Source organism: Aequoribacter fuscus (genome assembly GCF_009910365.1).
GTDB lineage: Bacteria > Pseudomonadota > Gammaproteobacteria > Pseudomonadales > Halieaceae > Aequoribacter > Aequoribacter fuscus.
Window position 1 is genome coordinate 2,822,939 of the sequence record NZ_CP036423.1, and the last position, 14,899, is coordinate 2,837,837.

Below are 14,899 nucleotides of genomic sequence, written 5' to 3' on the forward strand. Positions count from 1 at the left end.
TCCTACCTTATAACTTTTCTAAAATGGTTACGTTGGCTTGGCCGCCACCTTCGCACATGGTTTGCAAGCCGTACCTCACGTTGCGACGCTCCATCTCATGCAAGAGCGTTGTCATCAATTTTGTGCCGGTCGCACCCAGTGGGTGACCCAGAGCAATAGCACCACCATTGACGTTAGTTTGTTCGTGCGAATAGCCAGTGTCTTGAAGCCACGCCATCGGAACCGAAGCAAAGGCCTCGTTGATCTCAACCAAGCCGATATCGTTTAAAGACATGCCCGACTTTTTCATCGCGTATTCTGTGGCAGGAATAGGTGCGGTTAACATCCAAATAGGATCAGCAGCGCGGACACTCATGTGCGCAATACGTGCGCGCGGTGTCAGGTTATAGCGTTTCAAAGCGGCTTCTGAGACAACCAAGACGGCGGATGAAGCATCGCAGGTCTGGCTCGAGACACCCGCGGTGATGGTGCCGCCTTCCATTAAGGCTGCAAGCTCAGCCATTTTCTCGAGCGAGGTTTCTCGCATCGTTTCGTCGTACTTTACATCGCCAAACGGCACAATTTCGCGATCGAAATAACCCGCCTGAGTAGCAGCAATACCTCGACGATGCGATTCAAGTGCAAACTCTTCCATCGCTTGACGGCTAATATTCCACTTATCGGCGATCATTTGCGCCGAGTTAAACTGAGATACAGGCACATCGCCATAACGTGCCTGCCAACCCGTGCTGCCTGAAAACGGGTTATCAAAACCCAGGGGCTGAGCCGCTAACATAGCGGACGATATTGGAATCGACGACATGGTTTGCACACCACCCGCCACAACCACGTCCATGGTGCCTGACATAATCGCTTGCGCCGCAAAATGCACGGCTTGCTGCGAGCTACCACACTGACGATCGACAGTAGTACCCGGGACTTCATCCGACAAACCGGCCGCCAGCCAGCAGGTGCGGGCAATATCGCCAGCCAATGGGCCAATGGTGTCGACACAACCAAAGATGACATCGTCATATTCGTTATCAGGAATACCGTTACGCTCGACAATAGCCTTAAGCACATGAGCACCTAAGTCGGCGCCATGAACCTGTGCAAGAGAGCCGCGGCGACGCCCAGTGGGTGACCGCACAGCATCGACGATGTAGGCTTGAGGTGTAGACATAATTCGTTCCTTTTAGGCGGCAGCGCTGTCGGTGTTGTCGATATAGCGCTTACCAAATGTAAATTCAGGTCCTAGCAGTGCATTAGGCTGCAGCAGCCATTCGTGAATACGGTTCTTGTGGAAACCCGCATCGCCCCATTCTTTCGCTAAAGCCCAAGCGCGTTTCACCCAAATGTGCAAATCGCACTCCCAGGTATAACCCATGGCACCATGTACTTGAGTGGCATTACGTGCACTCAACTCGGCTGCAGCACCGGCCGCTGTTTTAGCGTGGCTAACCGCCCAATCAGCGCGCTGGGGCGCAACCCCTACCGTGTAGGCGGCGCGGTAAACAGCGGGTTTTGCAAATTCAATTTGTACCGCACAGTCGGCCATCAGGTGCTTAACAGCTTGATTGGTGCCAATCGCCTTGCCAAACTGTTCACGCGTCGAGGCGTAATCGACAGCCTGCTGGACCATGGCTTGCGCCAAACCCAACAATTGCGCTGCTGCGGCCAATGCGCCTCGGTTCAAGGTGGCTCGCTGGAGTCCAGCCCCAACCTCGCCATCGGCGACTCGGGTTTTGCGCGAGGGCGTCCAATCAATTTTCTGCAAACGACGGCTGGGATCGACGCTTTTTAATGCGGTAAATTTAAGCTCTGATTTCGGCACCAAATGCACGTCATTGCCGTTGGTCAACAACATCCAGTCTTTTTGCTGCGCAAAATTGCTGTAAGGGTTAATAATATGCGCGCAGCCTACGCGGGCTTCGCCGGCCGCAACCGCACTTAACAGTTCTTGCACCTGATCGGTGTTAATCCCCAAGTGAAGCAGGTCGGCTAATAAACCACCGGCAACGACCGCGTCTTCGACAATCGATTCGGGCAGCGCCGCTTTGCCGCAAGCCTCTGCTAATAACACAAAATCCACCAAGTCCATGCCCAAACCGCCGCACGACTCGGGCACAAGCAACGAGCTCATCCCCATTTCGTTCAGCATGGTCAGCATATCGGCGTTTTCGCCAGAGTCGCTCGTCCAACGCTCGCGAATCGAGGTCGTAGTGACCTCGTTTTCAAGCATCGATTGCACCGAGTCGCGGAAGGCCAGTTGATCGTCTGTAAATGTAAAATCCATAGTTCCTACCCGACCTTATTTACGTGGCATTCCGAGCATGCGCTCAGCAATGATATTACGTTGAATCTCGTTGGTACCCGCATAGATGGGGCCAGATTGACTGAATAAGAAGCCATCGAGCCAGGTGCCAAGCTCTGCGTGATCCTCTGCGGTTTCCGGCTCGACCTCGGCACGCGCACCGAGCAAACTCAACGCGGTTTCATGAATGCGAATATCCAATTCCGACCAGAAAATTTTGTTACACGAAGACTCAGCGCCAATGTGACCACCCGCGACTAAACGCGAAGCGGTTTGATACGTAGACAAGGCGTACGCCTCAGCATCCATGTAACAGCGCACGACCGAATCTTCGATTGAAAGATCCAGAATGTCGTTTCGACGCTTGCGATACAGTTCGACTAATTTGCGTGAAGCCTGCTGAAAGCGCGCCGGCGAGCGCAGCATCAAGCCGCGCTCAAAACCCGCGGTTGACATGGCAATTTGCCAGCCCTGATTTTCACCCCCAAGCAAGTTAAAATCGGACACGCGCACGTTATCAAAAAAGATTTCGGCAAAACCGGGCAATCCGTTTAACTGCTCGATGGGACGTACCGTAACCCCGGGAGCATCCAGTGGCACCAAGATGAACGATAAACCGTGGTGCCGGCTCGACTCAGGATCGGTGCGAAACAAACCGAAAGCATAATCAGCAAATACCGCGCGCGTAGACCATATTTTCTGACCGTTAATGACGAACTCATCCCCGTCACGATCGGCTCGACAGCGAATTGCCGCCATATCGGAACCCGCGTTGGGCTCAGACCAAGCCTGCGCCCAGATCTCTTCGCCGCTGGCCATAGCACTGATAAAGCGTTCTTTTTGAGCGTCGGTGCCATACTCCATTAGAGTCGGCCCCAACAAAAAAATACCGTTTTGGTTAACGCGTAATGGCGCGCCGGCGCGGTAATACTCTTCTTCAAAGATCAGCCACTCGATCAAATCGCAGGCTCGACCACCGTATTCTTTGGGCCACGTCACCATACCCCAGTTACCAGCGGCCAGTGTTTTTTCCCATTGACGGTGCTGCTCGAAACCTTCCGCGGTATCGAACGAGGTCAACTTTTTGGCGGGCACATGTGCCGCCAACCAAGCACGAACCTCTTCTCTGAACTGAGTTTGGCTTGGCGTATACAGTAAATCCATCCCCAACGACCTCGTGCTTAATCTTCTTTCTTGTTTTCGCGGGCCATCGCTTTCGCGTCATAGCCACCCAGTTTGTCACCCGACACCAAGTCGTTGTGCGCGTGAGTAAAATGATGCCACGCAAACACTGCATCCATACCGGTACGCTTACCTTGCAAATCTTCAATGTGATTAATGGCTTGTTTGGTCAGCGCCAAGCCCAAGCGCGGCATAGCACCGACCTTGTGGGCTAAGGCTTTGACGTCATCCGCCAACGTTTCACGCGTTGAGATACGATTGACCATACCCATTTGATAGGCGCGCTCAGCCGACATTTTCTCGCCAGTGAACAAAAACTCTTTTGCAATGCGAGGGTGCAACTCGAAGGGGTGTGCAAAATACTCCACGCCGGGAATACCCATGCGCACGACGGGATCCGAGAAGAACGCGTCATCAGTCGCAACAATCAGGTCACAGACCCAAGCAAGCATCAAACCACCCGCAATACACGCACCTTGCACTGCGGCAATCGTGGGTTTGGGAATTTCGCGCCAGCGGCGACACATGCCCAAATACGCTTCAGCCTCACGAACATACAGGTACTCGCCACCCTCTTTATTCGAGTGGTCGTACCACATTGTCACGCGCTCTTGCGGTAGGTGCACATCGCGCCCGGGCGTACCGATATCGTGCCCAGCCGAGAAATGCTTGCCCTCGCCACGCAACACAATCACTTTGACATCGTCGTCGGCCACCGCCTTACGAAACGCGGCATCCAACTCGTAAGTCATTTTGCCATTCTGCGCATTGTTGTACTCAGGCCGCGCCATGGTCACATACGCAATGCCTTCTTCGACTTCGTATTTGACTGTGGGGGCGTCGTAATTGAACTCGGGTTTATCCGACATGATGTCTCCTGCCTTAGCCTCGGCGTTCGCCGGGCGGGTTATCTTTTAGCTGCTTAGCGCGCGCATTCATCGGGTCGAGCTCAGCAATAATAGCAAGTTGCTCAACCGTAGGCGCTGGCGTCACACCAAGATTATCGACCACAGCCAACTCAAAGCCCGTATTGTCACGGACTTCTTGCTCGGTCACACCAGGATGCAAGCTCACAATACGCATTTGATGATTTGGACCATTAAAATCCATCACGCACAAATCGGTGATGACGGTGCGCACGTCGATATCATCTAAGCTGTAGCCCTTCGGTAGACGATCGGGGTTATATCCGATAGAACCCACCACATCACACTCACCCTCAACGAACACGCGAGTCGAATGTTTGGGCACAAAAAACGAGTTGCCATGTGATATGGAGTTGCCAGGAAAGCCGCGAACGCCTAGCAGTTGCACTTTGGGTTGCTGATACGTGCCGCCCAAGGCTGAGATGTTCGCCTGTCCAAAGCGGTCAATCTGACTGGGACCCACCATGGCGTGACGCTTGCCACTCCAAACGTTATCAAAGACCGCCCGAAAACCCAGCCAAGTCTCGTTGGCCTGACCCGCATGGCTTTTCATGCCTGACACCGGGTTAGGTTTAGACAGCAAAAACGACTGGCTGTCCGTCATCATCAAATCAGGATTGGTTGTACTCATCGCTAAACTCGCGGCCAAGCGAGGCAACAGGCCAATACCCGTTGCCAACACTTCACCTTCGTTATCAAACACCCGCGAGGCGGCAACGACCATCAGTTCTGCCAAGCTGTAGCTTGAGGCTACTTCACTCATTGTCTTACTCCTTAATACGCGGGCAAAGGCAGCGCTTTGATGGCTTCCAAGCCACCCACAGCTGCTTGATAATCTTGTTCGGTTTTGCCGCGCACATGCGCATCGACGTAGGCATCAAACTCACCCGCACCTACCGCTTCGCCGTACGCTTTAAAATGCTTAACATCAAAGCCGTACAGAGGGTCAGACGAGCTAGGGTGCGCTCCACCGGGAATGTGCACCACAGACTGAGTGTGACAACGCTCCCAGAACACCGATCGCGCGACGGCCGGGTCGGCAAAATGTTCCGTTGGCACGACTTCATCACACGACACGATGGTGTGCTTTGCCGCGCGTGCGAACAAGTCATCCATATAAACATCGGGGCTTGCAATTTCGCACACGCCACGCACATCACAACGGGTCGCGTGGATCAGTGCTACATCCATATTCAGAGCCGGCATTGCCACCCACTCTTTGTCGTCGTAAGGGCTATCGATAACCTTCAGTTCAGGGTTGCGCGCGACCACGTCTGTACCGAGGCCGACATTAGTCGGGATGAACGGAATGCGCCAAGAGGCGGCGCGCAAACCCTGCAGCATCATGCCTTCATCGATTTCTAGCACCTCTATGGCGCCGCTTTGGCGTGCAACCCTGAAGCCGGGTTCTAATGGCATAAAATCCAAAGACACAAACGCAAAGATAACTTTTTTAACCTTGCCGCTCGCACACAACATGCCGACATCAGCACCGCCATACGCAACAACCGTAAGGTCGGTGACATCCGAGCGCATCAACTCGCGCACTAAGGCCATTGGCTTGCGGCGAGGACCCCAGCCCCCGATCCCAATGGTCATACCGCTTTTTATCGAGGCAATGGCCTCTGCGGCTGTTTGCAATTTATTCATAAAGCACAGCGTCTACTATTCGAAGAATGAGAGGATCATTATGGTTCTCCAGCCCCTATGCCTCATCATCCATGTAGACTATGACAATACCTGAGGACTACATTAGGGTCTGCGTTCTAGAAACTTGGAATCTATTTCAGTGCCAAACTCCTCACCAAGCACCACTATCGAGCTTATTTATCGAGCCGCCGAGCTTTATCAAGACCGTCCGTTCATAGAAGAAAACGGCACACAACTTAGCTTCTCGGAATTCAAGCAAGCCTGCATTGAAACCGCCGCAGGCCTGAAACAGCTCGGGTTTAAACCTGGCGACCGAGCCGCGATATGGGCGCCCAACATTTCTGAGTGGGTCATTGCAGCGTTCGGGACGCATTTTGCGGGCGGTCAAATCGTAACGCTCAATACGCGATACAAAGGTGAGGAAGCGGCGGCTATTTTAAACGACAGCCAGGCGTCGACACTGTTTGTCATGGGGCAATTCTTAGGCAATGATTATCTGGGAATGATCGCCAACCTAGCGCTGCCGCACCTGAAACACCGCGTTCAATTACGAGGCGAAGCAGAACCGTCAGCCACCCAACATTGGGATGAACTGCAAAACACAGGACGCGCATGGATCGCCGAGCACGGCAAGGAAGCCATCGAGCAAGAAGCGCTGTCGATATCCGGTGAGGCGATTTCCGACATCATGTTCACGTCAGGCACCACCGGTCGCGCCAAGGGCGTGCTCTGTGGTCACCAACAAAACGTTCAGGCTTTTGCGACGTTTTCTGAAATCCTCGGACTCGACGATACCGATCGGTATCTCATTATTAATCCCTTTTTTCACAGCTTTGGCTTTAAAGCAGGCCTGCTGGCTTGTCTTAGTCGAGGTTGCACGGTATTACCCGAGGCCGTATTCGATGTGGACAAAATCCTAGAGCGCATCGACAACGAAAATATCACTGTCATGCCAGGACCACCGACGATATTTCAATCAATTTTAGCCCACCCCAATCGCAGCAAGTACTCACTTGCAAGCCTGACAAAATGCACAACAGGCGCGGCGGTAATTCCCACCGAGCTCATCATTGCCATGCGTGATGAGTTAAAAATTTCCACTATTATTACCGCCTATGGCTTGTCCGAGAGCTGCGGCTTGGCGACCATGTGTCGACAGGGTGATGCACCGGATACCATCGCGAAAACATCGGGGCGCGCCATTCCCGCCGTCGAAGTACGCTGCATTGACGAACAAGGCAACGAGGTCGCAGTGGGTGAGCAAGGTGAAATCGTGATTCGAGGCTTTAATGTCATGCAGGGCTATTTGGACAACCCAGAGGCTACCGCAGAGACCATCGACGCAGAGGGCTGGCTCCACACCGGCGATGTAGGCCGAATGGACGAAGAGGGCAACCTGACGATTACCGATCGCTTAAAAGATATGTACATTAGCGGTGGCTTCAACTGCTACCCCGCCGAAATTGAATCGACCCTCTTACGCCATGCGGACGTCGTGCAAGCCGCTGTTATTGGCTATCCTGATGAACGCATGGGAGAAGTTGGCTGGGCGTTCGTGACCTTGAGGCAAAACGCATCAGCTAACGCAGAAGACATTGGCGCTTGGGCGCGAAATAACATGGCGAATTACAAAGCCCCGAGAAAAGTCATCGTCGTCGATGCGCTGCCACTGAACGCATCAGGTAAAGTACTCAAACCCACTCTGCGCCAAGAGGCGTTGGCTGGGAAGTTCAAATAAGGAGAGGCATAATGGCCATTAAGAGCTTGGGTTACATCGGAGTCAATTCTACGGATCTATCGCAATGGCGAACCTTTGCTTGTGACGTCATGGGACTGGAAGATGTCAGCGCGCATTTGTCGTGCAACGAAAACACCGCGTTGTTCAAAATGGATGACCACCCATACCGCCTGATCGTGAATAAAAGTGATACCGATCAATTTGCTTTTTGCGGCTGGGAAACCAACAGCGAGGCGGGTCTGCGAGAAGTTGCCGATGCTCTCACGGCTGCAGGTGTCGCTGTCACATGGGCAGATGCCGACCATATCGCCGAGCGCCGCGTCACGCAACTGTTGAGCTTCACAGACCCCTCGGGTACACGACACGAAGTGTTCTACGGCGTAATTTCTGATTTCAAACGCTTAAATTCGCCCGCGGGCGTTAGCCACTTTGTGACTGGATCTCAGGGCCTTGGACATGTCGTACTGCCCGCACCCAACTTTGATGAAACCTCATCATTCTTCACCGAGGTTTTAGGCTTTGGCCTGTCCGATTTGATGAAAATCAAGTTTACGCCAGATCCGGCAGAACCCGAAAAACGCCTGTGGTTTATGCACTGCAATGAGCGACACCACAGCCTAGGCTTATTCGAAATGCCCTTGCCCGCAGGCTGCGTCCACGTCATGGTCGAGGTACCCAACGTCGATGAAGTTGGCCTTGGCAACGATCGACGCATCGCCGCTGGCGTTAAGCTAACGGGCACTTTGGGACGGCACGCTAACGACCACATGGTGTCGTTTTACATGCGCAGCCCAGCGGGCTTTGATATCGAATACGGCGCCGAAGGCCGCACCGTAGACGACTGGGACAACTACCCTGTATTCCAAAGCACTGTTGCCAGTTTTTGGGGCCACGATTTCAGCGTAGGCCATGAGGACTAGTCCAGGCTAAAACCAGTTAATTCATTCGGGGTATGCACCAGGCAGGCAACTTTGCCAACATCAGTTCATGCACAAGGCATACCCCAGCGAGGAGAACACAATGACCTATTTAGTACCAGATTCTACGATCGCCTTGATCGAAGCCAAAGCGCCCGAGGCTCGTAAAAACCGCGTAATGTCACACGAAGTCGTGCAAGCATTAAAAGACTGCGGCTTTTTTAAGATGTTTTTGCCCAAAAAGTGGGGAGGCTTAGAGTGCCGTCCGCAAGAATTTTTCCGAGAGCAAATCCGTATTGCCGAGGCGGACATGAGCCATGCCTGGGCCAGCGGCATTATTGCCATTCACGCCTACCAAATTGCGATGATGGATCACAAAGCACAAGAGACGGTGTACGGCGAAGATCCAAATACTCTCGTGAGCAGCTCTTATAATCCCGTAGGTGCAAAAGTCGAGCAAGTGGAAGGCGGCTGCATGGTGTCGGGTCGCTGGGGTTGGAGCTCTGGCTCTGAGCACTGCACGTGGGCACTGTTAGGCGGCATCGTCGCAAACGAGGGCTATCGCACCTTCCTAATTCCTCGCACGCAGTACGTTATCGAAGACACCTGGAATGTGATGGGCTTGCAAGCGACGGGCTCTAACGATGTGGTCATAGAAGAGCCGATCTTCGTGCCCGATCATATGAGCCACAAGCGCGACGATGGTTTTAACTGCATACATGAACAAGACAGTGCCATTTATGATTTGTCTTGGGCGCAAGGCTTTGTTCGAGTGGTCAATACTCCCGCGATCGGCGCTCTGAAAAAGGCACTGAAGATCTTCATCGAAACGCGCTCAGGCGGTTTTAAAACCACCACCGACATGACCAAATTCGCCGCCGACGTCGAAATTCAAGAGCGTGTTGCGAAAGTGAAGAATATTATCTCTGAACTTGAAGCGGTGCTGTTCAGCAACTTCGACAAAATGGAAGCGGCCAACTGGAAACCAAGCATCGACGACCGCATCCTGTATCGCTACCAAGCCAGCCTTGTGATTCCAAAAGCTATTGAAGCCATGGACTTGCTGTACGATGCAGCGGGAGGCCGTTCGGTCTTCAACGGCCACCCCATGATGGAGCTGTGGCATGACATCCATATCGCGCGCTGCCACGTGGCCAATAACCCAACGCCATTTGCGCGCAACCTAGGCAGCACGCAGCTGGGCATGGAAAACACGGATATCTTTATTTAGGAATTCTATGACCAACACAGTATCGGGGCGCTACCTAGAAGTTTCTAGCCGCGTCACCATTCACTACACCGATCACCCTGCTCAAAATACCGAGCGGGGTGTTGTCGTTTTTGTTCACGGTAGCGGGCCAGGCGCAAGTGGTTGGAGCAACTTCAAATTCAACGTTGCTGCCTTCCAAGAAGCAGGTTTTAGATGCATCGTATTTGACCAACCGGGATACGGACTCACCTCCAAACCAACCGATGTCGATCACACCCTTGATTTTTTCGTCGAAAACCTCGTGGGTTTACTCGATGGCCTAAACATCGACAAAATCACCTTGGTGGGTAATTCTTTAGGTGGGGCCGTCTCTCTGGGAATGGCCTTAGCTCACCCCCAACGCGTCGAAAAACTCATCTTGATGGCGCCCGGTGGCATTGAAGAAAGAGAGACCTATTTTCAGTGCGTTGGCATTCAAGAAATGGTGAAGTTCCCGATGGGATCACCAGAGTTCACTCGTGATGTGTTGGCCGAGCTGCTGACGTTGCTCGTTCATGACCCCAAGCATGTCACCGACGAACTCGTGCAAGAGCGCTGGGAGACTCTGCAAATTCAAAATCCGCATGTGCTCGCCACTATGGCTATTCCTAACGTAACCGACCAGTTGCATAAAATCGACTGCCCGGTGGCGGTATTTTGGGGTACAGACGACAAATTTTGCCCAGCCACCGGCACGCAAACGATCTTGGACAACTGCCCCAACGTGCAAGCCCACCTGCTGAATAATTGCGGGCACTGGGTGATGGTTGAATACGCCGAGTTCTTTAATCGCACTTGCATCGATTTTTTAACTCACGAGTAAAACTATGGCACTTAGCGAACAACAGCGAGAAGCCTTGGGCTTAGAGCTCTATCAAGCCTTGCGGGGCGAATATACGATTGAACCCTTCACCGATCGGTTCGACAATATCGAGATTGAAGACGCCTATTACATATCGCAAGCGATGCTGCAACCGCGACTCGAGGATGACGGCGAAACGATCACTGGCAAAAAGATCGGTGTCACTTCGGCCGCTGTACAAAACATGTTGGGCGTATTTCAGCCTGACTTCGGGTTTTTAACCGACGCTATGGCTTACGATGACGGCGCGACCATCCCCGTTAAAGGTAATCTAATTCAGCCTCGAGCTGAAGGCGAAATTGCCTTTGTTCTAAAACAGGATCTTCAGGGGCCTGGCGTCACAGAGGAGCAGGTACTTGCCGCGACCGACTACATCACGCCGTGCTTTGAAATCGTAGACTCTCGCATTCACAACTGGCAAATCAAAATTCAAGATACGGTCGCCGACAACGCCTCATGCGGTGTGTACGTGCTTGGTAAAGACAAAATCGACCCCACGGGTGTGGCACTGGATAAGCTAAAAGTCGTTGTGACCAAGAACGGCGAGTTTTTGAGCGAGGGCGAAGGCTCCGCAGTACAGGGCAACCCGCTAACTGCTGTGGCGTGGCTGGCAAATACGCTTGGTGAATTCGGCATTGTCTTAAAGGCTGGCGAAGCCATCTTATCCGGATCACTAGTACCGCTTGAGAGCGCCGCATCGGGCGATACGTTTGAGATGACTATGACCGGCGACGGCATCGAACCGAGCACCGTCAGCTGCCAGTTTGGCGATTAAGACGAAACTCGATCTAACTATTAGGGAAAGCGTCACCTGTCGTTAACACGCGTGAATCCGTTTAACGCGACGCAAAAAGGGAAACTGACTATGACCAAAAAATTCAAGGCCGCCATTATCGGCCCTGGCAATATAGGCACCGACTTGTTAATGAAGTGCCTGCGCAGCGATGTGATCGAGCCCGTTTGGATGGTGGGTATTGAAGAATCTGCAGGCATCAAGCGTGCACGCGAATACGGTTTACGCGTGAGTACCGATGGCGTCGACGGACTGGTAGCGGCGTTTAACGAAGCACCCGTAGACTTCGCGTTTGACGCGACCTCCGCCTATGTTCACGCCGAAAACTCGCGCAAGTTAAACAAGCTGGGCGTCATGATGATCGACCTGACACCGGCCGCAATTGGCCCCTACTGTGTCCCACCGGTAAACCTCGATGCAATTATGGCCGACACCCCCAAAGACAACGTGAACATGGTCACGTGCGGCGGGCAAGCAACCATCCCATTAGTTGCCTCTGTTAGCCGTGTGCAGCCTGTAAGCTACGCAGAAATTGTCGCAACTGTTGCCTCGAAATCTGTGGGTATGGGCACGCGCGATAACATCGATGAGTTTACCCGCACCACCTCAGCAGCGATCGCCCAAGTTGGCGGCGCAGACGAAGGCAAAGCGATTATTATTATCAACCCCGCCGAACCACCGCTCATCATGCGTGACACCGTGCATTGCTTAACGAAAGAGCCAGCAGATGCCGAAGCCATTACCGCTTCGGTGAAAGATATGATTAAAGAAGTTCAAACCTATGTTCCCGGCTATCGCCTGCTGAACGACCCAATCATCGATGGCAATCGCGTTACGATCACAGTCGAGGTCGAAGGCTTGGGGGATTTCTTGCCTAAGTACGCGGGCAACCTAGATATTATGACGGCGGCTGGCCTAAAAACGGCAGAAATGATTGCACGCCGCAAACTGGCTGCAGGATAAGAGGTGAGTATGAATATTCAAGGACGTAAGGTTACGCTTCACGACATGTCATTGCGCGACGGCATGCACCCGCAGCGCCATCAAATTTCAGTCGATCAAATGGTCGATATCGCTAAAGCCTTGGACGCAGCCAAGGTCCCCCTAATCGAGGTAACTCACGGAGACGGTCTAGGGGGCGCATCCGTTAACTACGGCTTCCCTGCTCACACCGATCAAGAGTACATCACCGCCGTTGTGAATGCGGTCAGTACCAGCAAAGTGTCCGCTCTGTTACTACCAGGAATTGGTACGGTAGATCACCTGCGTATGGCAGCGGATTGTGGTATTTCGACCATTCGCGTCGCGACACACTGTACCGAGGCTAACGTCTCGCGCCAGCATATCAATCTCGGCCGCGACATGGGTTTAGATACCGTGGGTTTTTTGATGATGGCTCACATGATTTCACCCGAAGAAATTTTAGAGCAAGCAAAACTCATGGAGTCTTACGGCGCCAACTGCATCTACTGCACTGACTCTGCGGGCTACATGTTGCCCGATGACGTGACCGAGCGCATTGCACTGCTGCGTGCAGAGCTCGCACCCGAAACCGAGATCGGCTTTCACGGCCACCACAACATGGCAATGGGGGTCGCTAACTCATTGGCTGCGATCGAGGCGGGCGCCAACCGGATCGACGGTTCTGCCGCCGGCTTAGGCGCCGGCGCCGGCAACACACCATTGGAAGCGATGGCGGCCGTGTTGGACCGCATGGGCGCAGAAACCGGTATCGATATCTTCAAGCTCATGGATGCAGCAGAAGATCATGTATTACCCATTATGGATGAACCCGTACGCTTAAGCCGTGACTCACTCGTGCTCGGTTACGCCGGCGCCTATTCGTCGTTCTTGCTGTTCGCCAAACGCGCACAGGCAAAATATGGCGTACCCTCACATGAAATTCTTCTAGAAATGGCCAATCGTAAAACCGTTGGCGGTCAAGAAGATTTGATCGAAGACATCGCCATGGAAATGGCCAGACAACGCGGCTAAGCGACTTTGCATCGAGCGCTAGCCTCACTGGCGTTCGATATTTCTTGGGCGCTCGCGAAAAATAGTGTCTAATGATGCTCGTGGTCACCCGTGAATCGAGGGTTTATAACACCAATGAATACGCCTGACATCGAAGCGTTTTCGAAACTGATCGGTTGCCTGTACGACGGCCATATCGAGGAAGATCCGTATAACAATTTCCTTTATGGTGTGCGGCAAACCATCGACGCAACCTTTGCGTCTATTACCATGCGCGAACCTACCGGCGACGATGGCGGTTTACTCTTTGTGTCGTGCGATAAGCTCCAAAAAACCTTAATCGACGATCACACCAACCCCTATACCGACCGTTACTATACCGCCAACCTGATGACCAACTTGCCGTGGGGGCAGGTGATCACCTTGAACGAGTGCTACCCCTACAGCTCGCTCGAAGAAACCGAGCTTTACCGCTTTTGCATGGTACCGCTCGACATATACCACATGATTGGCATGGATCTGCGTAACGCCAACGGCCAACGCTTTAGCGTGCGATTTGCGCGACCTAAATCCGCGGATAATTTTGGTCCCGAGGAACGCGAGTTTTTAACGCTATTATCACCTCACATTCAACGCGCCGTTGCCAACGGCATGCAGCTGATTCAATTAGACAATGAGCGCAAGCTTTATTCTAAAACCATCTCCAAACAGTCGATCGGCATTATTACGCTGGATGAGCGAGGCAAAGTCATCACCCGCAATGCCGTAGCGGATGAACTGATCCGCGAGAAAGACGGCATTCACATCGTGAACGACCACATTCACCTCGACAGCCAAGCCGCCAGAACCAAGTTAAACGGCTACATTGAGGAAGTTGTGCAAGCGCAACGGGCCCAAGCCCCGGCGCCGGTGAACGCTCTCTCCGTAGATCGCCCCTCGGGTAAAGCCGATCTCGAAATCCTAATCAAACCGATGATGATCGATAAGACCGTAGAACCTGGGCACACGCCGCATATGATCGTATTTATTAACGGTCCGGAAAAGCGCTACGACATCGATATTCGTTTGCTCATGTCGCTTTACGGTCTAACGCGGGCCGAAGCCATGCTTGCCAAGCATTTGGCGGAAGGTGCCAACCTAGACCAGGCTGCGGGTGATTTGGGGATTGCACGCAACACGGCCAGGGCGCAGCTACGCTCAATTTTTGCCAAGACCGGTGTGTCACAACAATCCATGCTGGTCAGCCTGATCTTAAAAAGTCTGGTCACCTTCTCTTAAGACACAAAAAAGCCCACAGAAAGTGGGCTTTGACAAT

General features: G+C 52.9%; 14 protein-coding genes. 8 read left to right on the plus strand and 6 right to left on the minus strand.

Features of this window, described 5'->3' with window-relative positions:
• Window positions 1-7: 7 nt before the first annotated feature.
• From EYZ66_RS12910 to EYZ66_RS12935, 6 genes are read right to left on the minus strand one after another with little or no spacing between them, the layout of a single operon-like run.
• Window positions 8-1,162, minus strand: a complete 1,155-nt coding sequence (locus EYZ66_RS12910; RefSeq protein WP_009576796.1) for an acetyl-CoA C-acetyltransferase — start codon at window positions 1,160-1,162, stop codon at window positions 8-10.
• A 12-nt stretch (window positions 1,163-1,174) separates the two neighbouring features.
• Complete coding sequence (locus EYZ66_RS12915; protein ID WP_009576797.1) at window positions 1,175-2,275, minus strand: acyl-CoA dehydrogenase family protein; 1,101 nt, start codon at window positions 2,273-2,275, stop codon at window positions 1,175-1,177.
• 15 nt (window positions 2,276-2,290) lie between these two features.
• Entirely contained in the window at window positions 2,291-3,457 is a 1,167-nt protein-coding gene (locus EYZ66_RS12920; RefSeq protein ID WP_009576798.1) for an acyl-CoA dehydrogenase family protein, read from the minus strand.
• Between the two features lie 17 nt (window positions 3,458-3,474).
• Entirely contained in the window at window positions 3,475-4,344 is an 870-nt protein-coding gene (locus EYZ66_RS12925) for an enoyl-CoA hydratase (protein WP_009576799.1), read from the minus strand.
• 13 nt (window positions 4,345-4,357) lie between these two features.
• The gene (locus tag EYZ66_RS12930; RefSeq protein ID WP_009576800.1) at window positions 4,358-5,164 is read right to left on the minus strand and encodes a CoA-transferase subunit beta; all 807 of its coding nucleotides are present in this window, start codon (window positions 5,162-5,164) and stop codon (window positions 4,358-4,360) included.
• A gap of 11 nt (window positions 5,165-5,175) precedes the next feature.
• Window positions 5,176-6,051: a CoA transferase subunit A gene (locus tag EYZ66_RS12935; protein WP_009576801.1), complete on the minus strand. Its 876-nt coding sequence runs from the start codon at window positions 6,049-6,051 to the stop codon at window positions 5,176-5,178.
• 139 nt (window positions 6,052-6,190) lie between these two features.
• Here EYZ66_RS12935 and EYZ66_RS12940 point away from each other — a divergent pair, with 139 nt between their 5' ends.
• The 8 genes from EYZ66_RS12940 to EYZ66_RS12975 all read left to right on the plus strand — a co-directional run bounded on the left by EYZ66_RS12940 (window position 6,191) and on the right by EYZ66_RS12975 (window position 14,862).
• Window positions 6,191-7,789, plus strand: coding sequence for a FadD3 family acyl-CoA ligase (locus tag EYZ66_RS12940; protein ID WP_009576802.1), 1,599 nt, complete (start codon window positions 6,191-6,193; stop codon window positions 7,787-7,789).
• Window positions 7,790-7,800: 11 nt separating this feature from the next.
• Window positions 7,801-8,709, plus strand: coding sequence for a VOC family protein (locus EYZ66_RS12945; protein WP_009576803.1), 909 nt, complete (start codon window positions 7,801-7,803; stop codon window positions 8,707-8,709).
• Window positions 8,710-8,809: 100 nt separating this feature from the next.
• Window positions 8,810-9,937, plus strand: coding sequence for an acyl-CoA dehydrogenase family protein (locus EYZ66_RS12950; RefSeq protein WP_009576804.1), 1,128 nt, complete (start codon window positions 8,810-8,812; stop codon window positions 9,935-9,937).
• Between the two features lie 7 nt (window positions 9,938-9,944).
• A complete protein-coding gene (locus EYZ66_RS12955) occupies window positions 9,945-10,778 on the plus strand; it encodes an alpha/beta fold hydrolase (protein ID WP_009576805.1) in 834 nt (277 codons plus the stop codon).
• A gap of 4 nt (window positions 10,779-10,782) precedes the next feature.
• Window positions 10,783-11,592 (plus strand): fumarylacetoacetate hydrolase family protein, encoded by an 810-nt coding sequence (locus EYZ66_RS12960; RefSeq protein WP_009576806.1) that lies wholly within the window; start codon window positions 10,783-10,785, stop codon window positions 11,590-11,592.
• Between the two features lie 90 nt (window positions 11,593-11,682).
• Window positions 11,683-12,573 carry an acetaldehyde dehydrogenase (acetylating) gene (locus EYZ66_RS12965; RefSeq protein ID WP_009576807.1) on the plus strand — a complete coding sequence of 297 codons (891 nt, stop codon included), beginning with the start codon at window positions 11,683-11,685 and terminating at the stop codon, window positions 12,571-12,573.
• A 9-nt stretch (window positions 12,574-12,582) separates the two neighbouring features.
• Window positions 12,583-13,605 carry a 4-hydroxy-2-oxovalerate aldolase gene (gene dmpG / locus EYZ66_RS12970; protein WP_009576808.1) on the plus strand — a complete coding sequence of 341 codons (1,023 nt, stop codon included), beginning with the start codon at window positions 12,583-12,585 and terminating at the stop codon, window positions 13,603-13,605.
• A 114-nt stretch (window positions 13,606-13,719) separates the two neighbouring features.
• Window positions 13,720-14,862 (plus strand): helix-turn-helix transcriptional regulator, encoded by a 1,143-nt coding sequence (locus EYZ66_RS12975; protein WP_009576809.1) that lies wholly within the window; start codon window positions 13,720-13,722, stop codon window positions 14,860-14,862.
• Window positions 14,863-14,899 lie beyond the last annotated feature (37 nt).